Source organism: Rhizobium mesosinicum (assembly GCF_019511345.1).
In the GTDB taxonomy this organism is placed as follows: domain Bacteria; phylum Pseudomonadota; class Alphaproteobacteria; order Rhizobiales; family Rhizobiaceae; genus Rhizobium; species Rhizobium mesosinicum.
In genome coordinates this window covers 35,100-60,190 of the sequence record NZ_JAEUAK010000013.1, presented here as the reverse complement: position 1 = coordinate 60,190, position 25,091 = coordinate 35,100, and the positions used below count along the sequence as shown (strand labels likewise).

At 59.0% G+C, this 25,091-nt stretch carries 20 protein-coding genes; 12 read left to right on the top strand and 8 right to left on the bottom strand.

Translation table 11 applies throughout. From position 1 onward, the window contains the following. Positions 1 to 2: 2 nt before the first annotated feature. Genes JNB85_RS26165 through JNB85_RS26140 form a run of 6 tightly spaced genes read left to right on the top strand, consistent with a single transcriptional unit; the run spans position 3 to position 6,157 of the window. Complete coding sequence (locus tag JNB85_RS26165) at positions 3 to 983, top strand: ABC transporter permease (protein WP_220337342.1); 981 nt, start codon at positions 3 to 5, stop codon at positions 981 to 983. Further along, positions 983 to 1,885 carry an ABC transporter permease gene (locus tag JNB85_RS26160; protein ID WP_220337341.1) on the top strand — a complete coding sequence of 301 codons (903 nt, stop codon included), beginning with the start codon at positions 983 to 985 and terminating at the stop codon, positions 1,883 to 1,885. Before JNB85_RS26165 ends, JNB85_RS26160 begins: the two co-directional genes overlap by 1 nt. Further along, positions 1,882 to 2,697 (top strand): ABC transporter ATP-binding protein, encoded by an 816-nt coding sequence (locus tag JNB85_RS26155; RefSeq protein WP_220337340.1) that lies wholly within the window; start codon positions 1,882 to 1,884, stop codon positions 2,695 to 2,697. The genes JNB85_RS26160 and JNB85_RS26155 overlap by 4 nt, the downstream gene beginning before the upstream one ends. Further along, entirely contained in the window at positions 2,694 to 3,620 is a 927-nt protein-coding gene (locus JNB85_RS26150; protein ID WP_220337339.1) for an ABC transporter ATP-binding protein, read from the top strand. The genes JNB85_RS26155 and JNB85_RS26150 overlap by 4 nt, the downstream gene beginning before the upstream one ends. Positions 3,621 to 3,633: 13 nt before the next feature. Then, entirely contained in the window at positions 3,634 to 4,104 is a 471-nt protein-coding gene (locus tag JNB85_RS26145) for a GNAT family N-acetyltransferase (protein ID WP_220337338.1), read from the top strand. A gap of 31 nt (positions 4,105 to 4,135) precedes the next feature. Continuing rightward, positions 4,136 to 6,157 carry a beta-N-acetylhexosaminidase gene (locus JNB85_RS26140; RefSeq protein WP_220337337.1) on the top strand — a complete coding sequence of 674 codons (2,022 nt, stop codon included), beginning with the start codon at positions 4,136 to 4,138 and terminating at the stop codon, positions 6,155 to 6,157. Between the two features lie 105 nt (positions 6,158 to 6,262). Here the strand turns inward: JNB85_RS26140 and JNB85_RS26135 are convergent, their stop codons facing one another. After that, entirely contained in the window at positions 6,263 to 7,126 is an 864-nt protein-coding gene (locus tag JNB85_RS26135; RefSeq protein WP_476748515.1) for a helix-turn-helix domain-containing protein, read from the bottom strand. Between the two features lie 154 nt (positions 7,127 to 7,280). Between JNB85_RS26135 and JNB85_RS26130 the strand changes: the two genes are divergently transcribed. Next, a complete protein-coding gene (locus JNB85_RS26130; RefSeq protein WP_220337336.1) occupies positions 7,281 to 8,195 on the top strand; it encodes a DMT family transporter in 915 nt (304 codons plus the stop codon). A gap of 20 nt (positions 8,196 to 8,215) precedes the next feature. Here JNB85_RS26130 and JNB85_RS26125 read toward each other — a convergent pair whose 3' ends face one another. Further along, positions 8,216 to 9,418: an ROK family transcriptional regulator gene (locus JNB85_RS26125; RefSeq protein ID WP_220337335.1), complete on the bottom strand. Its 1,203-nt coding sequence runs from the start codon at positions 9,416 to 9,418 to the stop codon at positions 8,216 to 8,218. A 297-nt stretch (positions 9,419 to 9,715) separates the two neighbouring features. Between JNB85_RS26125 and JNB85_RS26120 the strand changes: the two genes are divergently transcribed. Beyond that, entirely contained in the window at positions 9,716 to 10,630 is a 915-nt protein-coding gene (locus JNB85_RS26120) for a DMT family transporter (protein ID WP_220337334.1), read from the top strand. Positions 10,631 to 10,633: 3 nt separating this feature from the next. On the opposite strand, the gene JNB85_RS26115 is transcribed toward JNB85_RS26120, so the two are convergent. From JNB85_RS26115 to JNB85_RS26090, 6 genes are read right to left on the bottom strand one after another with little or no spacing between them, the layout of a single operon-like run. After that, positions 10,634 to 11,782 carry a glycosyltransferase family 2 protein gene (locus JNB85_RS26115; RefSeq protein ID WP_220337333.1) on the bottom strand — a complete coding sequence of 383 codons (1,149 nt, stop codon included), beginning with the start codon at positions 11,780 to 11,782 and terminating at the stop codon, positions 10,634 to 10,636. Between the two features lie 10 nt (positions 11,783 to 11,792). Continuing rightward, the gene (locus JNB85_RS26110) at positions 11,793 to 13,535 is read right to left on the bottom strand and encodes an ABC transporter ATP-binding protein (protein WP_220337332.1); all 1,743 of its coding nucleotides are present in this window, start codon (positions 13,533 to 13,535) and stop codon (positions 11,793 to 11,795) included. Further along, positions 13,532 to 14,620, bottom strand: a complete 1,089-nt coding sequence (locus tag JNB85_RS26105) for a glycosyltransferase family 2 protein (protein WP_220337331.1) — start codon at positions 14,618 to 14,620, stop codon at positions 13,532 to 13,534. The genes JNB85_RS26110 and JNB85_RS26105 overlap by 4 nt, the downstream gene beginning before the upstream one ends. Before the next feature lie 6 nt (positions 14,621 to 14,626). Beyond that, positions 14,627 to 17,638, bottom strand: a complete 3,012-nt coding sequence (locus JNB85_RS26100) for a glycosyltransferase (protein WP_220337423.1) — start codon at positions 17,636 to 17,638, stop codon at positions 14,627 to 14,629. Beyond that, complete coding sequence (locus JNB85_RS26095; RefSeq protein WP_220337330.1) at positions 17,632 to 18,810, bottom strand: glycosyltransferase family 2 protein; 1,179 nt, start codon at positions 18,808 to 18,810, stop codon at positions 17,632 to 17,634. Before JNB85_RS26095 ends, JNB85_RS26100 begins: the two co-directional genes overlap by 7 nt. A 31-nt stretch (positions 18,811 to 18,841) precedes the next feature. Beyond that, complete coding sequence (locus tag JNB85_RS26090) at positions 18,842 to 19,831, bottom strand: NAD-dependent epimerase/dehydratase family protein (RefSeq protein ID WP_220337329.1); 990 nt, start codon at positions 19,829 to 19,831, stop codon at positions 18,842 to 18,844. Positions 19,832 to 20,451: 620 nt separating this feature from the next. Between JNB85_RS26090 and JNB85_RS26085 the strand changes: the two genes are divergently transcribed. The 4 genes from JNB85_RS26085 to JNB85_RS26070 all read left to right on the top strand — a co-directional run bounded on the left by JNB85_RS26085 (position 20,452) and on the right by JNB85_RS26070 (position 25,076). Further along, entirely contained in the window at positions 20,452 to 21,978 is a 1,527-nt protein-coding gene (locus JNB85_RS26085; RefSeq protein ID WP_220337328.1) for an ABC transporter substrate-binding protein, read from the top strand. A 78-nt stretch (positions 21,979 to 22,056) separates the two neighbouring features. Next, a complete protein-coding gene (locus JNB85_RS26080; RefSeq protein WP_220337327.1) occupies positions 22,057 to 22,998 on the top strand; it encodes an ABC transporter permease in 942 nt (313 codons plus the stop codon). After that, positions 22,998 to 23,867, top strand: a complete 870-nt coding sequence (locus tag JNB85_RS26075; RefSeq protein WP_220337326.1) for an ABC transporter permease — start codon at positions 22,998 to 23,000, stop codon at positions 23,865 to 23,867. Before JNB85_RS26080 ends, JNB85_RS26075 begins: the two co-directional genes overlap by 1 nt. Then, entirely contained in the window at positions 23,868 to 25,076 is a 1,209-nt protein-coding gene (locus JNB85_RS26070) for an amidohydrolase/deacetylase family metallohydrolase (protein ID WP_220337325.1), read from the top strand. It abuts the gene before it with no gap. The last annotated feature ends 15 nt before the right edge of the window (positions 25,077 to 25,091 follow it).

Sequence of the window (25,091 nt, the reverse complement as noted above, 5' to 3'; positions counted from 1 at the left end):
ATATGCGTATTTCCGGACGACGCCTCGGCGTCTACGCGGTCGCCTTGGCGTTCGCCATCGTGATGAACTTCATTCTTCCCCGGCTCATGCCGGGGACACCCGTCGATGCGATGGTCGCCCAGCTCGGCCCGCGGGCCACACCCGCAGCCGTCGAGGCGATCAAGGTACGCTTCGGGGCCGTCGATCAACCGATGCTTCTGCAATTCGTCGATTATCTGAAGGGGCTTGCGACCTTCGATCTCGGCGTCTCGGTCAAATACTATCCCCAGACTGTCGTCCAGGTTCTCGGTCGCTCGACGATCTGGACCATTTTCCTCGTGGTGACCGCCATCATCTTTTCGCTCTGCATCGGCGTCGTGCTCGGCGCGGTCTCGGCATGGCGGCGCGGTGGCCGCTTCGACACGATCGTCTCACCGCTGTCGGTCGTCATGATCTCGGTGCCGCCTGTCATTATTGCGCTGACGACGCTTTTCGTTTTCGGCGTTTCGCTGCGCTGGTTTCCGGTCGGTTACGCCTATGACCCGAATCTCGATCCTGCGTTCGACTTCACCTTTGCCGGCAGCGTCTTCATGCACGCCATCCTGCCGGTACTGACGCTGTCGCCTTTCCTGATCGGTGAATTCCAGACGACCATGCGGTCGTCGATGATCTCGATCCTCGGTGAGGATTATGTGACGATGGCCCGCGCCAAGGGTCTCAGCCATCTTAACGTGATGTTCGGCTATGGCGCGCGCAATGCCATGCTTCCGGTACTGACGAACCTTGCGCTGATGCTCGGCGCCGTCTTCGGCGGTTCGATCGTCACCGAAATCGTCTTCAACTATCCGGGACTGGGCTTGACGCTCTATACGGCGAGCGTTGCCCGCGATTATCCGGTCATTCAAGGGCAACTGCTGCTGATGACGCTCGCAACGCTCGGGGCCAACTTCCTCGTCGACATCATTTACGGGTTTATCGACCCAAGACTGCGGGATGCTGTGTAATGGGCTTCACGCTGAGATCCATCCTTCGCCAGAAGAAGGCCGTCGCCGGCCTCATTATTGTTGTCGCCCTCTGGCTTATGGCGCTATCTGCACCGATCATCGCGCCCGGCGAACCCGGCGCCCGTGTCGGCCGTTCTCACCAGTCTCCGTCCATCGAGCATGTGCTCGGCACGACGAAGATGGGCCGCGACGTCTATCGCCAGTTCGTCTGGGGTGCGCGCAGCTCCCTCACCGTCGGTTTTGCAACGGGCATTGCGATCACCGTGATCGGCACCGCCACCGGCCTCGTTGCCGGCTATGTCGGCGGCAAGACGGATGCCGCCCTCGATCTCGCAACGAACGCGGTACTCGTTGTTCCGAATATGCCGCTTTTGATCCTGCTTGCCTCTTTTGCCGGCACGGTCGGGCCGATGACGATCATGACGATCATCGCCCTGACCTCGTGGCCATGGGGTGCCCGCATGACACGGTCGCAGACGATGGCGCTGCGCAATCGCGATTTCGTCACTGCATCGAAAATGATCGGCGAGCCAGCCTGGCGGATCATCTTCGTGGAGATCCTGCCGAACCTCACGCCGCTGATCGGTATCAACCTCGTCGGCAGCATCATCTATGCGATCGTCGCGCAGACGACGCTCGAATATCTCGGCTTCGGCGATCCGCTGAAAGTGTCCTGGGGCACCATGCTTTATAATGCCCAGAACGCTTCGGCGATCATGGTCGGCGCCTGGTGGGATGTCGGTGTCCCGGCTGTCGGCATTGCCGTGACCGGCCTCGGTCTTGCACTGCTCAATTTCACCTTCGACGAGATCGCCAATCCGCAGCTTCGCTCCGGGCCGGCCTTGACGCGCTGGTTCCGGCTCAACCGTGCCCGCAACCGCGAATTAGAGGCAGGCCGATGAGCGGAAATTTGCTGGAAATCGAAAAGCTCAATGTCGATTACCTGCTCGACAAGGGCGAGTTCCGCGCCGTCAGGGATGTCTCCTTCAATATCGGCAAGGGCGAGATTTTCGGGCTGGCTGGTGAATCAGGCTGCGGCAAGAGCACCATCGCCTATGCCATCACGCGCCTTTCCAAGGCGCCAGCCTGGATCAGCGGCGGCAGCATCCGAATGGACGGGCAGGATCTTCTCAAAATGCCGGAGCGGGAGCTGCAGAACATCCGCTGGAAGCGTATCGGCATGGTCTTTCAGAGCGCCATGAACTCGCTCAATCCTTTGATGCGCGTTGAGGCACAGTTCCACGATGTGCTCTACCGGCACACGGGCTGCTCGCGCCAGGAGTCACGGGCGCGGGGCGAGGAGATGTTCCGGCTCGTCGGCATCCCGCCCCAGCGCATCAGCGACTATCCGCATCAGTTTTCCGGCGGCATGCGCCAGCGCATCGTCATTGCTATCTGCCTGGCGCTGAGACCGGAGCTCATCATCATGGACGAGCCGACGACGGCGCTCGATGTCGTCGTGCAGCGCGAGATCCTCGAGCAGGTTGTCGATCTCCAGCGGACTTACGGTTTCTCGGTGCTGTTCATCACCCACGACCTGCATCTGATGGCGCAGCTTTGCCAGCGTATCGGCGTCATGCTGAAGGGCGAACTCGTCGAAGTCGGCGATGTCAGGCAGGTCAGCCAGGCGCCGCTCCACGACTACACGCGCAAGCTTTGGAACGCCATTCCCCAGCTTCCGAGCAGGCCTCATCTTTCAGGAGCATTGGCATGAAGTCCGAGGCACATCCGTCCCCGGCCGGAGCCGTCATACGGCTTGAGGAGATCAGGCGCCAGTTCGGCCCGGTGCATGCGCTGAAAGGTGTCTCCTTCTCGCTCTTTCCCGGCCGTGCGCTGGCACTTGTCGGCGAATCCGGCTGCGGCAAGACGACCTGCGCCCGCATCATCGCGCGTCTCGACAGGCCGACCGGCGGCAAGCTGTTCTTTCATGGGCAGGATCTGACGGCCCAGGGGACGGCAAAGGACGAGCGTCTTTATCGCAGGGACGTGCAGATGGTCTTTCAGGATCCGTTCTCGTCGCTCAACCCTGCCTTCACCGTCAGCCATCATCTGTCCCGGCCGCTGCAGCTTCATAGCCAGAACACGTCGCGGACCGGCCTTCAGAATGGCATTACGGGATTGCTGGAAAGCGTCGGCCTGGATCCGGCCGTTTCGATGCAGAAGTTTCCGCATGAACTGTCGGGCGGCCAGCGTCAGCGCGTCAATATTGCCCGCGCGCTTGCGGTGGCGCCGAGTGTGCTGGTTGCCGACGAGCCGACCTCGATGCTCGACGTTTCCATCCGCAAGGACATCCTTGATCTGCTCGCCCGGGTGAAGCAGGAGAACGAGCTGGCGATGCTTTACATCACCCACGATATTGCGACGGCGGCCCACGTGGCCGAGGAGATCGTCGTGATGTTTGCCGGCCAGATGGTCGAATGGGGCGATACCGAAACGGTGCTCTCCAGTCCGCGTCATCCCTATACCCAGCTGCTGCTTTCTGCAGTGCCTGACGGCGGACGGCCCTTCGTGACCGGCGGCAGCGCGCGCTTCCTCGAACAGGCCGAGCGCGTCCGGTCACTCAGCCGCCCGGAATCCACCGTCATCGATAAGATCGGTCCCAATCATTTCATGCGCACCCTCGGTGCGCAGAGCTAAACAGGACGTCTTCATGGATTATCTCGTCAACTTGTCGACCCTTCCGCAGGACAAAAAGTCACCCGACGCCATGGCAAAGGCAGGCGTCACCATCCGCCGGGCACTGCCGCCTGAACTAAAGCTGATCATCCGCTGGATCGACGAGCATTTCGGCGAAGCCTGGGCAGGCGAGGCAACGGTTGCGATGACGCGCCAGCCGCCGACCTGTTTCATCGCCACGCGCGAAGGCAAGCTCGTCGGCTTTTCCTGCCACGAGGCGACCGCACCCGACTTCTTCGGGCCGACAGGCGTGGACGAAAGCCTTCGTGGGCTTGGCATCGGTCGGGCGCTGCTCTTTGCCAGCCTCAATGACCTGAAAACCATGGGCTACGGCTATGCGATCATCGGCGATGTCGGTCCGTCCGCCTTCTACGAAAAAGCCGTCAATGCCATTCCCATCCCTGATTCCACCCCCGGCATTTATGCCGGCATGCTGAAGAGCTGATTTCGACAATACGAATAGGAAAGAAACGATCATGTCCACACCGCGACCTCATGCCCTGCGACTCGAAACAGTCTGGAACCCGCCGGCCGAGGGCAAGGATTTTTCCTATGTCCTGCAGCTCAAGAACCTCAATGCCGAACCGCTGTCCGGCTTCTCACTCTGTGTCAGCGGGCCTGGGCGGATCGATCCCGCCGGTCGCGTCGAGGGTGCGACGGTTTCCAGACGGCTGTCGAATTTCACCCAATTTCATCCTCCGGAAGGCTTCGTTCTCGATAGGGGCGAGACCTGGAGGATTTCCGTCCATGCATTGAGTTGGCAGTTCCGTCATTGGACGGATGGTGCAACGAGCGCCTATCTGGCCTTTGCTGACGGCAGCACAGTCTCGCTTGGGCTCGAGCCGACGCGGTCTTCCGCCAGCAATGCACCATTGAAGCGTGGCGCGGAGATCTTTCCGGTACCTGCCACTGCGCCCGTTCAAGTTTCGATTATTCCCTGGCCGAACCACGTGGCCGTCGGTTCTCGTCAGCCCTTGCCGGCAGGGTTTTCGCTCCAGGCCGACGATCCGGACGCAAAAGCGGCTGCCGACAGCTTTAAGGCACTGGTCGACCATCTCTTTGCTGTCGAAGGCATCATCCGCACTGCAGCGGAAGGTGCTTCAACCGTCAGATTGAACAAGACTGCCGGTTTCGGCCCGGAAGCCTATCGGCTGAGCTTCGAAGGCGAGGCGATCACCGTTGAGGCGAGCAGTCGCGCCGGCTTCCTCTACGGCCTGGTGACGCTCGGGCAGATCTGGCGCGGTGCGCGCCTGCACCCAAGAACCTTCCAGTTCCCCGCCTCGGGCGAGATCGTGGATGAACCGTCAATGGGCTGGCGCGGGTTGCATCTCGATGTCGCCCGCCAGTTCTATGGCGAGGCCGAAATCAAGAAGCTGATGGCGGTGCTGGCCTGGAACAAGCTCAACCGTTTCCATTGGCACCTCTCCGATGACGAAGCCTGGCGCGTCGAAATCGATGCCTATCCGGCGCTGACCGAAATCGGCGCGTGGCGCGGTCACGGCCTTGCTCTGCCGCCGCTGCTCGGCTCCAGCCCGGCCCGCACCGGCGGCTATTATACCAAGGCTGCCATTCGCGAAATTGTCGCCTACGCGCAAAGGCTCGGCATCGACATCGTGCCGGAGATCGATATACCCGGCCATTGCTACGCCATGCTGCAGGCCATACCGGAACTGCGCGATCCGCAGGAAGCCGGCAGCTACTATTCGGTTCAGGGCTTCCCGGACAATTGCATCAATCCTGCCCGCGGAAAGACCTATGAGGTCATCGAAACGATCTTTTCGGAACTCATCGAGCTTTTCCCCTTCAAGACCATCCATATCGGCGCCGACGAAGTGCCGCTCGGCGCATGGTCAGGCTCGCCGGAGGCGCTCGAAAAGCTGCGTTCGCTCGCCGGCAATGAGGTTGCCGATGCGCATGCCAAGCGCTTGAACGTGATCACCAACACGCATGGTGCTGACGATATCCACGGCTCGGGTGCGGCTATTCTGCAAGCGGAATTCCTGAAGCGCATTCAAAGTTTCCTCGCCTCGAAGGGCTGCATCACCGGCGGCTGGGAAGAAGCGGCGCATGGCGATGTCATCGACAAATCGAAGAGCTATCTCTGCAGCTGGCGCAATGTCGAAGTCGCCGCCGAACTTGCCAACCGCGGTTATGAGATCGTCGTCTGCCCGGGGCAGGTCTACTATCTCGACATGGCGCTGCGGCCCGACTGGGACGAGCCGGGCGCCAGCTGGGCCGGCACGTCGGATGCCGAGAAGCTCTACACCTTCGATCCTGTCGGCGGCTGGACGGAAACGCAGAAGCAGAAGCTTCGCGGCATTCAGGCCTGCATCTGGTCGGAACCGATGACCGATCGCGCCGTCTTCGACCGGCTCGTCTTTCCGCGCCTGTCTGCGCTTGCCGAAACGGGCTGGACGAAACCATCGTCCAAGTCGTGGGAGCGTTTTAGGGCGCTCGCAGGGCTGATGCCGCTGCTCTACGGGCTGCAGCAGTGGTAAGCTCGGGTTAGGATTGGGACCTTTTTTGCCATCACCGGAGACGGTGATGGCAACTCCCTCCCGTTCCCGCCCGCAGCGAACAAAGGTTTGTCGAGTGCAGGGGCCTCACTGCCGTTGCCGGTAGGCAGAAGGTGTGACGCCTGTGCCCAACTTAAATGCCCGTGTCATGTGGCTCTGGCTGCTGAAGCCGCAGGCCGAAGCGATCTGCGCGATTGGATCCGGGCCGCGCAACATCGATTTGGCGCGCTCGACACGCCGGTGGGCTACCCAGCCATGCGGGGATACACCGTAGCTTGCCCGAAACATCCGCTGAAAATGAAACGCACTGAGCTGCCCGATCGCAGCCAGATCCTGCAAGCGGATTGTCTCATCGAGATGGGCCTCGATATACTCCAGGCTCCGGCGCCGCACATGAGGAGCGAGCCCGCCGCTGATCACGCAGGAACGCATCCCTCCATAACGCGGATCGACGAAGAAATCGATGATCGCCTGCGTCATCGCTTCTTCAGCCAGCAGATGACCGCCCGCCGACATCGCTTTCGTCATCTGCCGAAGCGTGTGCGCCAAGGCGGGTGCATCTGCAAAGGTCACTTCCGGAACGGTCATGAGACGAGCATCGCGGTCAAACGTCTCAGCAAACATCCGGCGCATCTGATCGTCGGGGACATAGAGATGAACGAATTCGAAGAAGTCGGTGATTTCCCATTCGGACGAGTGTCCCTGTGGCATGATGCACAGCGCTCCCGGACGGCCGCGCGCGCTGAAGCTGCCATCCAGACGACGCGTTCCGGCGCCACCCTTGAGATAAAGACTGAACGTATGACCGTTCGGCCGCTCGTAGCTCATCCTGTCCTGCGCATTGCTCCAGACGGCAGCTGATCGCCCGAAACCCAAATCGATGGCCTGTGACATCCGCGCATTGGGAGATGCCGACAAAAACCTGAAAACCGAGAGGCGGCTATCTTTCAACAATTCTTTCCCACACCTGGCCACGCCTTGCGAACAATACTGATGGACGGCCCCCATGGCGAGCAGGAAGTCCGGGCAAATCGATTTCATAGCAAGAATCTGCAAGAGACCTGCTCACGGTTCGCCTACTCGTCGAGAAAACGAGGATCACTCTATGGCAAATGCCGCTCTCTTCATCGCGACCGTTCTCATATGGGGGACGACTTGGATCGCCATTGCGATGCAGGTCGGTCCGGTGCCGGTCTTGGTCTCGGTCTTTTACAGATTTGCGGTCGCAGCAGCGATCCTCATCGCCGTCCTGGCTGTCATGCGGCGGCTCAAGCTCCCTGCCTTGCGCGATCAACCTTTCATCCTTGCGCAAGCGCTCTGCCTCTTTAGCCTCAACTTCATTTGTTTTTACAACGCCGCCGCCTCTATTCCGTCCGGGTTAATCTCCGTGATCTTCTCGCTCGCAACGATCTACAATGCGGTCAATGCGCGCCTCTTTTTCGGCGACCGCATTACAGGCCGCACGCTTCTCGCAGCGGCGCTCGGAGCAACCGGCCTCCTCCTGCTTTTCGGACAGGACGTCGTCGTCGATTTCGATATGGGCACGTTGAAAGGGATCGGGCTCGCAGCGCTGGGCACGCTGTTCTTCTCGCTGGGCAACATGGCATCGCGTCGAAACAGCGCAGTCGGAATCTCACCGCTGACCGCCAATGCCTGGGGCATGGCCTATGGCACGATCGTCCTCCTCTTCCTGATTGCCGTGACGCAAACGCCGATCGTGGCGCCGCCTGACATCACCTATCTTGCCGCTCTGCTCTATCTCGCGGCAATCGGATCGGTGATCGGCTTCACCACCTATCTGATGCTGGTGTCGCGCATCGGCTCCTCACGCGCGGCCTATGCCACCGTCCTGTTCCCGATCGTCGCCCTGTCGTTGTCGACGGTCTTCGAGGGCTACCACTGGAGCGGTCTAGGCCTGATCGGCCTAGCGCTGACGCTTCTCGGGAACGTGGTCATCTTTGCGCGGCCTCTGGCCCGTCGCTCGCCGCAGGCAGACGCAAGGATGCCGGCAGGCAGATGAGGGCCGGCGTCGGCAATCTTCTAGCCGAGCGGCTTTTGCAGAACGTCGAAGCGTGGATTGGTCTCGGAAAAGATCGGCAGGGCCGCGGCGCCGAGGATCGCCGTATCCTTGCCGGTCATGCCGATCATGACGCGGGGTACCGTCCGCTTCTGATTGGGATCGACCGGAATGTGCAGCGGCTCCAGCCGCCCGGCGAGCCGCTGCATCAGCGATGTAGATATGCTTCCTCCGAGCACGATAGTCTGTGGATCGAAGGCCAGTTCCAGAAAATCGACGGTCTGCCGCAGCGGCTGGACCGCCTGATCCAGCCAGGCATCCAGACCTTCGCCGCCTCTGGCGATCAGCGCCTCGAGTTCATCCGGCAAAAGCTCTTCGGCATTCGCAATGCCCATGAATTCATAGGCGACAGTCGGCGACACGTAGCGGTCGAGACAGCCGCGCTTGCCGCAGCTGCAGAGCCGGCCATGCGGCTCGACGATGATGTGGCCGATCTCGCCGGCATTCTGCCGGCTGCCCTTGTAGAGGTGCCCGTCGAGAAACATGCCGGCGCCGATGCCGCCGCCGCCCGCAAGGAAGAGATAGACGAAGCTGCTGAAGCCGCGGGCAACACCATGCAGGCGCTCGCCGATGGCAGCCGCCGTTGCATCGTTCTCGACAAGCACCGGCATCCTGACGCGCCGTTCCAGCTCGTAGCCGACGGGGAAGTCCTGCCAACCGGGCAGGTTCTGCGGGCTGAGCGACGTGACCCCTCCCTCCGCATAGCGACCGGGCAGGGCCATGCCGACACCGAGCAGCCTGTTGCGATCGAAGGAGAAGGCTTCCTGCAGATCCTCGACAATGGAACCGAGGACAGGCATCGCCCGCTCGGGATCGGGATGTTCGACATGGCGTTCGATGCGTGCACAGACGGCGCCCGAGAGATCGGTCAGCACACCACTGGCGCGCTGGCTGCCAAGTTCGATGCCGATGGAATAGGCCCCGTGTGGGTTGATCGAATAGGGAATGATCGGCTGGCCACGCGCAAGCTTCTGCGCTTTCGCCGGCACGAGCAGGTGAGAGCGCTGCAGTTCCTCGACTATGTTCGATACCGTCTGCGCCGTCAGCGCGGTCATGCGGGCGATCGCGGCGCGCGACAGCGGACCGTTGGTACGGATAGCCTCAATCACGACACGCCGGTTGTGTGACTTGGCCTGCTCGAGATTGGTGCCTGAAATCGCTTTCATGGTGTCTTTATGGAGTTCGAGTATCACCATTGCCACAGGATAATCACGTGGGGAAGGGGAGAAGTGTGCTGTCTTTTCAATGTGATCGCCACGACAATTGATATGGGTTGTTCCACTGGTTCTTAAAGTATCACTTTAATGGCTGCGTCGCTGCGATCGATGCAGTTGACGGCATCGGACATGCATCGAATTCATCCAGAATGATAAGGATCCGTCATGAAAATCGTTTGCCAGCAATCGACGGCGCCAGGATGAAGTTCTATGGCAGACGGAAAGCCTAACCAATTGGGACGAATCATGAATTTGCGCATCAGCCGCACCGCGGAAAACTCGGTACTCCTCGGCGTGCTGCTGATGCTTCTCGGCGATTTCCTGTTTTCGCTCAACGACGCCATGGGGAAATGGCTGGTGGCGAGCTTTGCGGTCGGTCAGGTCTTGGTAATCCGTTCGGTAGGCTCCTTTCTGATCCTTGCGCCGATGATTGCCGGGCAAGGACCGCGCTCGCTATTTCAGGTCGAGCGCGTGCCCCTGCAGATCCTGCGGGTGATCCTGACGACAGGGGATGTCGCGTTTTTCTACGCCGCAGTCGCCTACCTTCCGCTCGCCGACGTGATGACTTTCTATATGGCGGGTCCCATCTATGTGGCCGCTCTTTCGCACTTCTTCCTCGGCGAAACGATCGGCTGGCGCCGCTGGCTCGCCGTTATCACAGGCTTTATCGGCGTCGTGATAGCGCTCAGACCCTCGACGGCGATGCTATCCTGGCCGTCGATCTTCGGCCTGATCGGCAGCCTTTCCTTTGCGCTGACACTGATCCTCGGCCGCCGGCTGCGGCAAACGAACGATGCGATTCTCGTGACATGGCAGACGGTAGGCGCCCTCGTCACCGGTCTAATCTTAAGCCTGGGCGACTGGCGCGCCATGTCCGCCCTCGACTTCGTCGCGATGCTGGCACTCGGCATCGTCGCGGGCAGCGCTCATTTGATGATCACACGCGCGCTGAAACTTGCCCCGGCTTCCCTGCTTGCGCCGCTCCAATACAGCCTGTTGCTCTGGGCAATCGTGCTTGGCTATATTTTCTTCGGCGAATTGCCGGACAGGCAGATTCTGATCGGCTCCGTCATTATCGTTCTCGCTGGCCTCTTCATCTTCCATCGCAAGAACATCGCTGAGGTCACGTCCAAAGCCGATGTTTCGCCCGATGGGCATTAGAGGTTACGCGATCTTATGGCGACTTTCACTACTGGGGAGGTCTGGCCTCTCATCGTTCTCATAGATTGAACTCAGCTCGATATCCGTCGCGGTCAATCGCATTAGAAGATGTGGTGACCGCGCATCCCCTTCAGGGGACCTAATGGGCGAAAGGATAATTTTCTCGTCGAATTTCGATTGGTGCAATTGCTGCTTGCCACGCACCATTCCAGGTTTGGGTGCAGCACGGAGTCGCTTTATGATCCGCAGGCTGGTGTGCCATAGGAAATCGAGAAAACTACGCGGGTTTTTAATAATCGCCCAAGCGGCCGCGATTGAAAGGCGCAGGTTCCTCGCCTTTCTATACTGCCGGAACGCCCATCTTTGAGTAAGCGCGATGGCGCTTTCGGCTGCATAGCTAGGAAGCTGCGGATTTGCGGCGATCGAGCGCTTGATTACTTCCAAAACGCCTTGGCCCATTCGCGCGTAGTTGGAGGACATATTGCCGGGATATTTCCGATAACCCACCAGGCGTTCGGGAATGGCCTCCATGTAATAGCGCGCGGCAAGTTTAAGTTCGAAATCAAGGTCTTCGCAGCCGCCAATATCGGCTTGCGCGTATGAGCTATCAAACCCGCCTATCTCAAGCGCAACGTCCCGTCGGACGAGAAGCGCACTTCCGTTGCCGATATATTTGAAATTCAAATGTCGGGCGTAAATATAGCCCCTTGCGATATCGGATGTACCAGGCCGGATGATGTCGTCGTTCTCGTCGATGATATAATGCAGCGCGTAGACCGCAGCCCATCGCGGGGATAAGCGGGTGAGAGCGTTTACCTGCTTCTCGATTTTCGTCGGGTGCCAGAGATCGTCGGCGTCAAGAAATGCCACGAATGGGCCTGATGATGCATCGATCCCAGTATTCCTTGCAGCAGCCACACCGCGATTTGGGGTGGTAAGGAGGCGAATCCGTGAATCCGTTATCGCTATCTGCTCGACCAGTTTCGCCGTGTCGTCCGTGGAGCCGTCATTAACAACAATGATCTCTAACGCCGTATAGGTCTGGCGCATAGCGGATCGAAGCGTGCGCTCGATATAGATGGAAGCGTTAAAAGCCGGGATGACTACTGAAACCAAAGGCTGAGCAGTATAAAGAGCGTCTCCTCGATTCATAGATTATTCCTTATACCACTGCCGGAACCAGGCAGATCTGTTGTTTCATGAGGCTGGCGACCGACGATCGATGACTGACGATAACAAGTGTTCGGCCCTGATATTCTCTAAGCAGAAGGGAAAGCACCCGCGCCTCAGTCGCCTCGTCGAGCGCATTGGTGGCTTCGTCCAGGAGCAGTATCTCCGGCCGCCCGGCCAGCGCACGCGCCAGGCCAATGCGCTGCCGCTGGCCGCCCGAAAGCCTTATCGCCTCATCGCCCAACCATTCATCGAAGCCGGAAGGCAGTTTCTCGATGAACTCCGTAGCGCAAGCCAGATCGGCGGCCCGACGGACATCCTCTTCAGAAATTTCGCGGCGGAACCGGATGTTGTCGAGGACCGTACCCTCCATCAATTCGACATCCTGGCCCGAGACTGAGAGTAGCCGCAGCCAGCTCGATCGTTCGATGGCCGAAAGATCCTTGCCGTCGATGGTTATGCGGCCTTTGCTCGGCTGGATGAGATCAAGAAGCATGTTGAGGATCGTCGTCTTGCCGGAGCCGCTCGGCCCCGTCAGCGCGGTCGTCTCTCCTATCCTGATGGCGAAGCTGACATGGCTGACAGCGGGAACACTGCTGCCTTCATAAGAGAAGGAGACATCTTGAAAAACGATCTCCTTCGGTAGTTGGTTGAGCCTTTCTCCGCAGACAACTTGCCTGGCATCGTCTGCTTCGGAAATGATCGCCAGAACGTTCTGCAAGGAGGCTTCCATGCCATGCAGGGCAAGGATCTGGGAATCAAACTCCTTGATATACGGTTGAAGCCTGTAAAGAAGAATGGTGGCCGACAATGCCGCGCGGAAGTCTACCGGTAGAAATTGGGAAGACAGAATAATTGTCAGGATCACGCCGAACGTCAGCGCCTCGCTCAGAAGCGACGTCGCCGCACCCATTCGGTCGGAGCGGGACCAGGTTTTGCCGGCATCCGTGGAAAGGGCATCGAAGATAGTCTCATGGCGCTTTTCCAGACCAAAGCTTTTCACTGCCTTCAAGGTCTGCAACGTGGTCCAGGTTAGTTGCGTCAAATCTTCCATCGCCGCAAGCGCGGAGACACCGATACGCCTGTAGGTCTCGGCAAACAGGCCGAGGGTCAGGTTATGGATGACGCCGAAAATGAGCCCGAGCACGGCGATCGGCCATGCCATCACGAGCATTCCGGTCCCGAAAATGAAGATGGTCCCGAGATTGATTCCGAGCCGAACCAGGCTCGCGTGAGCCGAAGCGACCGCATGTGACTCGGTTGCTATTACATTCATGAGGTCGCTGCGCTCGTAATGCTGAAAGCGCTGAAATGGGATCGTCAGGACTTTTGAATAAAGACGGTAACGGATGTTGCCGCTGATTTGCTGGCTGACGATGCTCGCGATGATCGAATTGGTAAAACCCAGAGCAATCCTGAGGATGATCGCGCAAACGAGGATGGCGGCCAGCATCGACTTCGATATCGCGGCTTCGAACCCGCCGAAAAATGCGGGAAGCCCGGCGATTGTAGCGCTGGAAGGAGAGCCCTGCTGGCCGAGAAGAAAAACGAGGCTCACCAGGAGAGTGACGCCCACCATTTCCATCAGACCGCCGAGAATGCCGGTTACGATCATTACCGAAGTCTTCAGCCGAAGCGAAGGAACGAGTTTCAGAAGCTCGCGGAAACGAGCTGCCACGACCAGATTGAAGGCTCCTGTTGGCTTGGCGGTCACCGGTTTTCGCACGGCCGTCATGCGCCACCCACATGCGGTTTGATGAACACGCCAGTCTGATCAGCTGCCGCTTCAAAACTGTCACGGAATGACGTGCCATTCTTCGGGAAAGCGAAAACTGCCATGGCTTCCGCTATCGGCGGAGCTGGCGGCTTTCCGGTCATGCGTCCTGGCAGTCGATTTGCCAATCGTCGTGCCCGGCTTTTCGCTGACCTCCAGATTAGACGAACACCATGGATGACGAGCCGCAGGGAGAACCGCCTTACAATCATCGGCGCCAGCTTTTTGATCTGACCATGGTCCTTACTGGACAACGCCTTGCGAAAGTACCATCGTGCGGTGTCGTATTCCGCGATAGTGGCGGCGGCAGCAAGATGCGGGTAACGTTTTTTGACGTCTGCCATCACCAGGGCATGCGATTTCAGCATGCGATAGGCGTTGCTCGACATGTTCCCCTGAACAAAACGGTATCCTGTCAGAAAATCTGGGACCGGAACGAAGCGCAGCCTTTCGGCGAGCGCCAGATAAAGCTTATGGTCCTCGCATCCCTCAGCGTTTTGATCGCGTAGCGACGGATCGTAGCCACCGCATGCCAGGACATCCGAACGCGGCATGAGCGGCGTGCTGCCGTTGCCGATAAAATTCTCCCGAACCATGATTTCGAAGACGTCGCCCTTGTACAGCACGGGTTTCGAATGGGCGAAAATCACGTCGTTCACATCGATGGCCGCGTACCAGTTGTAGGCGACCCCATGCCCGTCGGGGAGGCTTGCGAGCGCTCGGAGTTGCAATTCGATCTTGCAGGGATGCCAGAGATCGTCGGCATCGATCGGGGCAATATAGCTGCCGGCTGCTTCGCGGATTGCCAGGTTGCGGGCGCGAGCCACGCCGCCGTTTTCCTGTCTCAGGACCCTGATGCGTGGATCTTGAAGGCGATATTCGTTTGCCAGTTCGTAGGTTCCGTCCTGCGAACCATCGTCAACCACAAGGATTTCGAGGTGTCCATGGGTCTGGTTCGATACGCTGCGAAGAGTATTCGCAAGTGTTTTCGCGGCGTTGTAGGCAGGAATAACAACGGTGACCAAGAGGGGCGGATCGACGTTCATGGTGCGCTATCCAATGAAGGCGTCGGGTTGGCCCATCAGTTCCGCAAAGGCCTGGAGAGGACGGTCGCCACGAACTTCAAGGCGTGGCAGGGATAAGGGATGGTCCGAAAAGCTCGTCCTTGCTGGCTTTGTTGAAAAGCCGGTCTCGTAGCCCGCTTGAGCAAGAATGCCAGGAACGCGGAAGTCGGTGGAACCGAAAGGTAGCGCGATGGACCTCACGGCCTCGCCCAGCCGGCTTTCCAGCGCATCGCGCGAAAGAACCGCTTCATTCAACAATGTAGCATTGTCCAGCGAACTTGCCGGCCTGTGAGACGCGAGATGAGACCCGAAACCGATTCCTTGCCGGTGCAGGCTCTTTATATCGGCCCAGGACATCAGCGGTGCCGTATCCCCATAACCGGCATCCCATTCCGACCTGCCGCCCACCTTATCCGTCACCACAAAGACGTCCGCGCTGAACCCGCTTTCGGCCAGAATCGGAAAGGCATCGGTGAGAAAATCGAGATAGGCGTCGTCAAAGGTCAGAACGAAGGGTCGCCCCTTGATGGGTTTGCCGTCACGCAACAGGTTGGTCAGGCTCTCGGCGCTCAGCGCATAATAGCCCTGCCGCCGGAGGAACTGCATCTGCTTGCGGAAGTCATCCGGCATCACCCGAAAACGGCGGAGCGGGTCCGGCCCGTCGAGCGCGATTCTGTGATACATGAGTACCGGAACCGAGGTCACGACCTCATTTGCCCTTGCGGCCTCGCGATCGACGCCGGCCGGCCCCCAGATAATGTATTTGGCGACGTCTGTATCGAGAGGCACACCATGGGGCTCGATATGCACGACTGGGACTGCCGTATTGCGCTTTGCGAACCGATGAACGGCATAAAGCTCGGTCTCGATCGTTTCCTCCAGTATTAGATCAGGCAGGTTTGACAGGACCTTTTTGATCGTGCCCATGCCAAACGGATTGTTCCAGTCGAACCCGGTTCTGCCAGGCTCGTCGCGCCGGAGATGGGCGTGGGCCGTGACAAGGTAACCGCCCGGTTTCAAGGCGGCCGCGATTTTCCCGCACACCTGTTCCAGACTTGCCTCGTCATCCATGAAGTAGAGGACCTCCGAACAGACAATCAGATCCTGTTCGGGCGGAAGTTCGTTTTCGACGAAATCCAGGACGCGAAGCTCCACGTTTGGAAGATCCCGGCATCTCTCGGCTGCCCTTTCAACGGCGCGGCTGGAAATGTCGGCAGCCGTCACGAAGCCTACTTTTTGCGCAAGCTTTACCGTGAACAGCCCTTCCGCGCAGGCAAGCTCCAGGGCCTTTGCGACCCCATTCGGAATGAGGCTCAGCGTCTGCTCATACTTGACCTGTTCATATACCGATACGTAGTTCCACGGATCCGGGCGCTCGAAAAAACGTTCCCAATATTCCTTTTTTGTCGCCGCTTCAGGCGGAGCCGTTTGTATTCCTCCTACCTCAGAAGGCTTGTCGGTCCTCGCGACGGCAGGGGTGGCGCGCCGTTTCTGGTAGTCGGATTCCGTCTCCAGCAAGCACGCGTCATTATTCTCTCGTCCTCTAGCTGCAGTTTCGACGAGTGCGGTCAGATGGACCTTTTTCAAGAGATGCTTGATCTGCCGCCGTCGCCCGCTGGGCTGTCGGACAATTTTGCCGAAAGCTCTCATATTGCGAACGGCTCCGGTCGCCCAAGAGCGGGCAAAGGAGAATGTTAAAGGCGTGGGTAGCCGATCTTCGGCCTGTAATTCTTCGACGATAAGTCGGATCTGAGTACGAACGGAGAGATCTCCCCATAAGGGGCCGACATGCGATCCGATATAGAGCCCTCCAGCAAAGACGTGCAGCAGCAGCGTATCGGCCCCGTCAACCTTGGGGACCCGGGCCAGTTTGTCGATATCGATGGCGGCCACCTGCAGATGGCCGAGCGCGAAGGAGCAAGACATGTCGGACGCCGAGATCGACCAGACAACGAGTTCTTCCACCCTGCGCCCGGTGCCGGGCAGGGAGTGCCGCTCAAGCAATTGGACGAGATCGAGGAATGCAGGCTTCCAACGCTCCAACACGTCGATGAGATTGGCGGGGCGCACGACTTTCAGGCCGATCTTCAATCCGTGCAATATCACTTCACTCAGGAAGTTTTCATAACCGGAAGCGTCGGGAAATTCGGGCAGAAGCTCTGCAAGCGCGGCAAGTGCGTCTCTCTCACAGAGGTTGACTGAGGCGACCCAGGCGAGCATTCGCAGTTGACCGAGAGCAGGCGCCGTCCATCGGGCGTCCTCATCAGAGTGTGGATGTCCCTCCTTCAACCATAGCGCTTGCGCCCTGTTGGTGACGCGGACTGCATCCCTCAGCATTTTCAGCGGGTCACTGGAGAGAGAGCCGGTCTTCATGCGATAGAAGGCAAGGCACCCGTCGACCTGCCGGAACGAAACTCCTGCAAACGCCATACGGAGCCAGAGATCCCATTCCTCGCAAGTCTGCAGTTCGACATCCAAACCGCCCAGCCGGATGAAAAGGTCTCGCGGAAAGACCACCGTATGAATGGCGAGCGCACAGAAGGACGAGAATTCCCACTTTGCTCTGTCGCCTTTGAGATCGGGGGGTATTTCGACATGCAGCATCCGGCCGTCCGGCGTGACACGGCGATGGCTGCAATAGGCAATGATCGGTTGCTGGCCATCGGCGGCAACCGGCAGCATGTTTTCGATGAAAGCAGGGTCCAGCCAGTCGTCCGCATCAAGCATGCAAAGCAGGGGAGCGGTCGCAAACGCGGCGGCTGCGTTACGCGCTGCGGATGCGCCGGCATTTGGCTGACGGTGGATCAGGATCCGCCTGTCCGCTTTCGCAAAGACCTGGAGCACTTGCCAGGTATCGTCTTTCGATCCGTCATCGACGACCACCGCCTGCCAGTTCGACGCCGACTGTTTTTGCAAGCTGCCGAGGCAGTCGGCCAGCGTTTTCGCCGCGTTGTAGGCGGGGATAAGGAACGATATGTCCGGCTTCGATGCGGTTACCATGCCGGCATCTTCCAGCGGCGAAGCACATACCAGGCGCCGTTCAGGCATCCCAGTATTTCCTCCTTCAGAAAGAAGGTGTCCGAGGTCGCTCCCCCGGGCAGCCGTTTCCCCAATTTTCGAAAGTAGTACCGGGGCAGGGCAAAGAGGATGCGCCGCAGATTGCCCCGGTTTCCGGTGTTCTGGTACTGGACCAGCAAAGCCGCCACATGACCGCTCATATATTGACGGATCTGTTTGGCGAGCCCTTTCATCTCCTTGCGATGGAAATGCCAGGAAACTGCCGTCGGTTCGTAGCGGCAAGTGCCGCCGTGATGGAGAAGCCGATTCCAGAACTCGGAATCGCCCGAACACCCTGCCGCACCCATATCCAGCCGCACGTCGAACAATCCGATATCGTCGAATACCTGGCGCCGGAATGCCTGGCTTGCACCCGCGCCGATCAGCCAGGCAGGCGCCCCGAATGGCGCGCTCTGGCGATAGAAGTCCTGACCGAAGTCCTGACGCTTATAACCTCTGCCAAATCCCCAATGGGTTTCGAATATCAGCTGCGCGGGCGTGGAAAGCTCTCCGGGAAGGACAAGGCCGGTAACGCATCCGATCTCAGGCCGGTCAAAGGCCTTCATCAGGTTCTCCAGCCAACGTTCGTGCAGGACAACGTCGTCATCCGTGAACGCCAGGAACTCGGTCTTTGCCGCGCGTACGGCGGCATTGCGAGCGTAATCCAGACCGACCCTGTTCTCGCGCACATAGGTCGCGCCGGCCGCCTCCACGGCGCGGCGGGTAGCATCGCCGGTTGAGGCGTTGTCGACGACGATGACCTCAACCGGAGACAGAGACTGCCTGGGGATTGACGCGAGGCATCTGGCCAGTTCATCCGGCCGATCCTTGGTGCAGATCAAGAGGCTGACGTCGCGGTTCCTGATCGGCGTCTGCATCACGTTCCGAGCATGTTCGATGGACTCTGGCAGTACGGCGCGCGCAGCCAGCGCACTTTGGTCTTCCGAGGCAGTGAGATAAGCCTGACCGACTGGAAGGCCTTCGGAAACGAAGATGACCAGCCCCGCGCCGATCGTCGCGCCATTCGCGCCTACGCAATCCGATGAAAGATCCAGGTATCGGATAGGCACGGGAAAGACATTATCCCTCATGTCACGCGGTATAGCGCCACTCATAACCACACTTTGTGCCAGGGTCGGAATACGTTCAGCGTCCTGTCTTGGCCAGTTGGAGGGATTCCGCCTGCGCCGCAGTGATGTCCATCTCCTGTCTGAACCAGTCCAATGTCCTTGAAACGCCTTCCTCATAGCTGATCGAGCACGACCACTCGGGCATGACGTAGTTTGCATTCGTCAGATCCGGCCGTCTATTCGTGGGATCATGCGGTGGCGAGGGCTCGAAGACGATAGGAATTCCGCCCATCAGGCGCGAGACATACTGAGCCACTTCGAGGACAGAGATCTCCCGATCGTTCCCGACGTTGAGCGGCCCCCGGTAGTCTGTGTCGTTCATCCAGAAATAACGCGCAAAGCCGTCAATAATGTCATCGACGTAGCCCCAGCTGCGGGATTGCATACCATCCCCGTACACGGTAAGGGGGCGGCCCGTCAGTGCCTGCGAGACGAAGTTGGAGACCGCCCTGCCGTCGTCCGGTCGCGTCCTTGGTCCGTACACGTTGAAGGGGCGAACGATTTTGACATCCAGCCCCTGCGTGCGCTGCATTTCAAACAGCAACGACTCCGTGCAGCGTTTGCTTTCGTCATAGGACGAGCGAGGCCCGGTGCAATCGACCTGCCCTTTATAGGATTCCGGCTGCGGGGAAACGAGCGGATCGCCGTAGACCTCTGAAGAAGACGTAAAGCAAAAGCGCCCCCCTTTTTTCAGAAGGTCCAGGAGACGGAAAGCTCCGATGAGATTTGCCGAAATGGTCCTCTTGGGTTCACTCATGTACCACGGCGGCGATGCGGGAGAGGCAAGGTGGTATACTTCGTCAAACTTGTCCGAAGTCTGAAGGTTTTCAACATCGGATCTTACAAACTGGAAGCGAGGGTCCCGGATATGGAGAATATTGGCCTCAAGTCCAGTCCAAAGATTGTCGACAACGATGAGCTTTTCGATGTCGCTGCGATTTAAAAGTCTATCGCACAAATGTGATCCGAGAAAACCGGCACCGCCTGCTACAAGCACTTTCTTCATGACTTCTCCTGCGGATCGCGTGTTTCAACTTGCCTATGAGAGTAGTTACAATTGAGAAAGCTCGTCTGTACCAGGAATACCTCCGCCGGATCTCCGACGGCTCATCGCGCGTGCAAATGATCAACGGCTGAAACGAAAACTGCCTTCGATGTTGCCGCACATGGCAGCCCTCGCCAGATCAAACTCCATCCAGGCAGCCCTCCTAGAGGATCACTTTCGACGCCCATACGCTGTCCTCGATTACCAGCAACAGGGGTGTTTAGCTTTTTTGTGCGCTGCAGAACACGGACTTTAGTCTGATATGATCTACTTCATCCAAAGTAGACAGAGGCGATCAAATAACCTGAGATATGCTTTCCACGCCGCGCGTAATTCATGGTTGAATCTTTCGGGAAGCGGTGTTCGACTTGAACAACAAGTTTCATCTTATTCAATCGCTGCGGCCGGAATAGAGAGGTGGCGCTCCTGTTCCGACGATAGGTCGGAACTCGTCCCAACAGGCACGTCTATTCTCTTCCGCAGATGGAACCGCTTTCTCGATTGACAGAACCGTTCTCGTCGCTATTCTATTATAAAAACCTTCATAACATAATTGTGGAACATCAAATCGGGAGCATGAAATGAAGACTTTTGTCGCATTCCTTCTCGGCACTGCGCTGGTCGCCTTGCCGGCAACCTTGGTGGCTCAGGAAAAGGGTGGCGTTGCCAACGTCGCGACGATCGGCGAGCCGCCGACGCTTGACCCGATGTCCTCGACTGCCGACCTCGTCGGCATCGTCACGCAGCATATTTTCGAAACGCTCTATACGTTCGACAAGAAGTGGAATGTCACGCCGCTTCTGGCCGAAAACCTGCCAGAAATCAGTGCTGACGGTAAGACCTATACGATCAAGCTGCGCACCGGCATCAAGTTCCACGATAACTCCGATATGACCTCGGAAGATGTCGTTGCCTCGCTGAACCGCTGGATGAAGATCGCCTCGCGCGGCAAGCAGGTAGCAGGCTTCATCGACTCCATCACCGCCGCCGATCCGGCGACTGTCAAGATCGCCCTGAAGCAGCCCTATGCGCCGTTGACCTCGCTGCTCGCCTTCAACAACTCGGCCGCTATCATCATCCCCGCTGAAAAACAGGATGAGCCGATGAAGGAATTCATCGGCACCGGTCCCTACATGCTGAAGGAGCGCAAGGCGGACCAGTATATCCAGCTCGTCCGTTTCGATGGCTATAAATCGCGTGACGGTGAGAGTGACGGTTATGGCGGCGCCCGTCACCAGTATCTCGACGAAATCCGTTTCGTACCGGTTCCGGACCCGAACACCCGCGTCGAGGCCGCCGTTTCCGGCCAGTACGATTATGTCGACTCGATCCCGGTTGAATCCTTCGACAAGCTGAAGGCATCGAGCGCGTCGCAGCCGGTCATCCTGAAGCCATTCGGTTATCCGGTCTTCGTCTTCAACACGAAGGAAGGCCTTGCCAAGAACGTCGAGGTCCGCAAGGCAATCCGTCAGGCGCTCAGCATGGAAGACATGCTTGCGGCCGCCTTCGGCAGCACGGATTTCTATACGCTCGACGGTGACATCTATCCAAAGTCGTATGTCTGGAATACGGATGCCGGTGTCGAGGGCAATTACAATGTCGCCGATCCCGAAGGCGCCGCCGAAGCGGCGAAAAAGGCCGGCTATAATGGCGAGCCGATCCGCATTCTAACCAGCCGCCAGTATGAATTCCACTACAAGATGGCGCAGGTTGCGGCCGAATACCTGAAGACAGCCGGCTTTGCCGTCGACCTGCAGGTCGTCGACTGGGCGACGCTGACGCAGCGCCGCACAGATCCGAAGCTCTGGGATATTTACATCACCCACAGCCCCTTCCTGCCGGAACCGGCGCTGATCGGGTCGCTGTCTCCGAGCTCGCCCGGCTGGTGGGATACGCCGGCGCGCAAGAGCGTCGTCGATGCCTTCACGTCCGAGGTCGATCCGCAGAAGCGGATTGCACTCTGGGCCGATGTCCAGAAGGCCATGTATGACGAATTGCCCTACATGAAGATCGGCGATTTCAACGCCGTCTCGGCCAAATCGACCAAGCTTGAAGGCGTCGATCCGGCTCCGTGGCCATATTTCTGGAACGCCTCGGTCAAGAAGTAACGCTCAATCGCGGGATACCGGTGCGCCCTGCGCCGGTATCCTTCTTCCATTGTGCCGCCCGGCACCGGGACAGACTTCATGATACGTTACATTTTTCAGCGCCTGCTTGGCATGATCGTGGTGATGTTCCTCGTCGTTACGATTGTCTTCATCATCGTGCGCGTCACCCCTGGCGATCCGGCTGCCGTCATGCTCGGCCCCGATGCGACGCCGCAGGACGTCGCCGATCTCAGGGCCAGCCTTGGTCTCGATCGATCGATCGGCGTGCAATACCTCTATTATGTAGGCCAATTACTGAAGGGCAATCTCGGACAGTCGATCTTCCTCAACATGCCCGTGACGTCTGCGCTGCTCGATCGCGCCGAACCGACCTTTTTTCTGACGATCTTCTCGCTTGCTATCGCCAGCCTCATCGCGCTTCCGATCGGCATCTACGCCGCCTACCGCCGTGGCTCCTTCGTCGATCAGGCGGCAACGACGCTGGCGATGTTTGCCGCCAGCATTCCGAGCTTCTGGCTCGGCCTCATCCTGATGCAGGTCTTTGCCGTTCGCCTCGGCCTGTTCCCCGTTTCCGGATATGGCGGACCGGGCTCGACATTCCTCGACCGCATGTACCACCTGACCTTGCCTGCCTTCGCGCTCGGTATCGTCTCCTCGGCGCTCATCCTGCGCTTCACCCGGGCCTCGATGCTCGACGTGCTCGGCGACGATTATATCCGCACGGCGCGGGCCAAGGGGCTGATCGAGCGCAGGGTTGTCCTCAAGCACGCCCTGAAGAATGCGCTGATCCCGATCCTGACCGTCCTGGGTCTCACCGCCGCCGTCCTGATCTCTGGCGCCGTCGTGACCGAGACCGTCTTTGGTCTTCCGGGCGTCGGCAATCTCGTCGTCTCGGCCGTCCTGCGTCGCGATTATCCTGTTATCCAGGGTGCGCTGCTGGTGATTGCGGCGCTCTACGTCCTGATCAATTTTGCGATCGACATGCTCTACCTGCTCGTCGATCCGAGGGTGCGCTACTGATGACGGATATTGCGATCAAGCCGGCCGAAAGCGAAGGCCGCAAATTCATCCGCCAGTTTCTAAAGCGCAAGACAGTCGCCCTTGGCTTGCTCATTCTCACAATCTTCGCACTGCTGGCGATCCTGGCGCCATGGGTTGCACCCTATTCGCCGTCGAAGCTCTCGATCATCAACCGTCTGAAGCCGCCGAGCGGGACATATTTCTTCGGCACGGACGAGTTCGGCCGGGATGTGCTGTCGCGCACCATCTTCGCTGGCCGCCTGTCGCTGCTCGTCGGCGTCGCGGTCGTTGCCTTGTCGGCGGCGATTGGGGTCACGCTCGGCCTGCTTGCGGGCTTCTTCAAGAAACTCGACACGCCGATCGCCCGCCTGATCGATGCGATGATGGCCTTCCCGGATATCCTGCTGGCGATTGCGCTTGTCGCGGCTCTCGGCCCGTCGCTGACGACGGTCATCATTGCGCTCTCGATCGTCTATGCACCGCGTCTTGCCCGCATTGTCCGCGCCTCGACGCTGGTCATCCGCGAGTTGCCCTATGTCGAGGCGGCGCAGGCGCTGGGGATTTCGACTTTCCATATCATGACGCGCCATGTGCTGAAGAACCTGCTTTCGCCAATTCTGGTTCAGGCGACGTTCCTCTTTGCGAGCGCCATGCTCGCCGAGGCGGGGCTGTCTTTCCTTGGTCTCGGCGTCAGTCCGGAAATCCCGACCTGGGGCACGATGATTGCCGCCGGCCGGCAATATATCGGCCAGGCCGACTGGATGACGCTATTCCCCGGCGTCGCCATCATTCTCTCCGTGCTTTCGCTCCAGATGGTCGGTGACGGTCTGCGCGATATGCTCGATCCTAAACTTCGAAAGGACCTTTAAATGACCGGTGAAATAGCGGGCAAGCCGCTTCTCCTCACCAACGTAAAACCCGTCGGCTTCGGCCCTGGCACGCCCGAGGGGGCAATCGACATTCTGGTCGATGCCAATGGCAAGATCGCCAAGCTCGGCCCATCCCTCGCTGCGGGTGATGACGTGATGCGCGTCGACGGCAAAGGCGCCTTCGTCTCGCCCGGCTGGGTCGACCTGCATGTTCATATCTGGCATGGGGGCACCGACATCTCGATCCGGCCGTCCGAATGCGGCGTCGAGCGTGGCGTGACGACACTCGTCGATGCCGGCTCTGCCGGTGAAGCCAATTTTCATGGCTTCCGCGAATATATCATCGAGCCGTCGAAAGAACGGATCAAGGCCTTCCTGAACCTCGGCTCCATCGGGCTGGTCGCCTGCAATCGTGTTGCGGAACTGCGCGATATCAGGGATATCGACCTTGACCGTATCCTCGAATGCTATGCCGAAAACAGCGAGCACATCGTCGGCATCAAGGTGCGCGCCAGTCATGTGATCACCGGCTCCTGGGGTGTCACCCCCGTCAAGCTCGGCAAGAAGATCGCCAAGATCCTCAAAGTGCCGATGATGGTGCACGTCGGCGAACCGCCGGCGCTCTATGACGAGGTGCTGGAAATCCTCGGCCCCGGTGATGTCGTCACCCACTGCTTCAACGGCAAGGCAGGTTCAAGCATCATGGAGGACGAGGACCTCTTCAACCTCGCCGAACGCTGTGCGTCAGAGGGCATCCGCCTCGATATCGGCCATGGCGGCGCTTCTTTCTCCTTCAAGGTGGCGGAAGCGGCAATCGCCCGTGGTCTTCTTCCCTTCTCGATTTCCACCGATCTGCATGGTCATTCGATGAACTTCCCGGTCTGGGACCTGGCGACGACCATGTCGAAGCTGCTCTCGGTCGGCATGCCCTTCGATAAGGTGATCGATGCCGTCACCCATGCGCCTGCGTCCGTTATCAGGCTATTGATGGAAAACCGCCTGAGTGTTGGTGCTGCCGCTGAGTTTACGGTCTTCGATCTCGTCGATTCCGACCTCGAAGCCACCGATTCCAATGGTGACGTCTCGGTTTTGAAGAAGCTCTTTGAGCCACGCTATGCAGTGCTGGGCAACGAGGCCTTCACCTCCAGCCGTTACGTGCCGCGTGCTCGCAAGCTGGTGCGCCACAGCCACGGATATTCCTACCGATAAAACCAGAGCATAAAA

Bases quoted from the DNA above. Each gene is read 5' to 3' on its own strand.
- JNB85_RS26155 (WP_220337340.1), top strand. From the start codon at position 1,882: ATGAGCGGAAATTTGCTGGAAATCGAAAAGCTCAATGTCGATTACCTG.
- JNB85_RS26150 (WP_220337339.1), top strand. From the start codon at position 2,694: ATGAAGTCCGAGGCACATCCGTCCCCGGCCGGAGCCGTCATACGGCTT.
- JNB85_RS26115 (WP_220337333.1), bottom strand. From the start codon at position 11,782: ATGAATCGAGGAGACGCTCTTTATACTGCTCAGCCTTTGGTTTCAGTA.
- JNB85_RS26075 (WP_220337326.1), top strand. From the start codon at position 22,998: ATGACGGATATTGCGATCAAGCCGGCCGAAAGCGAAGGCCGCAAATTC.
- JNB85_RS26145 (WP_220337338.1), top strand. From the start codon at position 3,634: ATGGATTATCTCGTCAACTTGTCGACCCTTCCGCAGGACAAAAAGTCA.
- JNB85_RS26120 (WP_220337334.1), top strand. From the start codon at position 9,716: ATGAATTTGCGCATCAGCCGCACCGCGGAAAACTCGGTACTCCTCGGC.
- JNB85_RS26125 (WP_220337335.1), bottom strand. From the start codon at position 9,418: ATGAAAGCGATTTCAGGCACCAATCTCGAGCAGGCCAAGTCACACAAC.
- JNB85_RS26140 (WP_220337337.1), top strand. From the start codon at position 4,136: ATGTCCACACCGCGACCTCATGCCCTGCGACTCGAAACAGTCTGGAAC.
- JNB85_RS26100 (WP_220337423.1), bottom strand. From the start codon at position 17,638: ATGGTAACCGCATCGAAGCCGGACATATCGTTCCTTATCCCCGCCTAC.
- JNB85_RS26070 (WP_220337325.1), top strand. From the start codon at position 23,868: ATGACCGGTGAAATAGCGGGCAAGCCGCTTCTCCTCACCAACGTAAAA.
- JNB85_RS26110 (WP_220337332.1), bottom strand. From the start codon at position 13,535: ATGACGGCCGTGCGAAAACCGGTGACCGCCAAGCCAACAGGAGCCTTC.
- JNB85_RS26095 (WP_220337330.1), bottom strand. From the start codon at position 18,810: ATGAGTGGCGCTATACCGCGTGACATGAGGGATAATGTCTTTCCCGTG.
- JNB85_RS26080 (WP_220337327.1), top strand. From the start codon at position 22,057: ATGATACGTTACATTTTTCAGCGCCTGCTTGGCATGATCGTGGTGATG.
- JNB85_RS26130 (WP_220337336.1), top strand. From the start codon at position 7,281: ATGGCAAATGCCGCTCTCTTCATCGCGACCGTTCTCATATGGGGGACG.
- JNB85_RS26165 (WP_220337342.1), top strand. From the start codon at position 3: ATGCGTATTTCCGGACGACGCCTCGGCGTCTACGCGGTCGCCTTGGCG.
- JNB85_RS26105 (WP_220337331.1), bottom strand. From the start codon at position 14,620: ATGAACGTCGATCCGCCCCTCTTGGTCACCGTTGTTATTCCTGCCTAC.
- JNB85_RS26085 (WP_220337328.1), top strand. From the start codon at position 20,452: ATGAAGACTTTTGTCGCATTCCTTCTCGGCACTGCGCTGGTCGCCTTG.
- JNB85_RS26090 (WP_220337329.1), bottom strand. From the start codon at position 19,831: ATGAAGAAAGTGCTTGTAGCAGGCGGTGCCGGTTTTCTCGGATCACAT.
- JNB85_RS26160 (WP_220337341.1), top strand. From the start codon at position 983: ATGGGCTTCACGCTGAGATCCATCCTTCGCCAGAAGAAGGCCGTCGCC.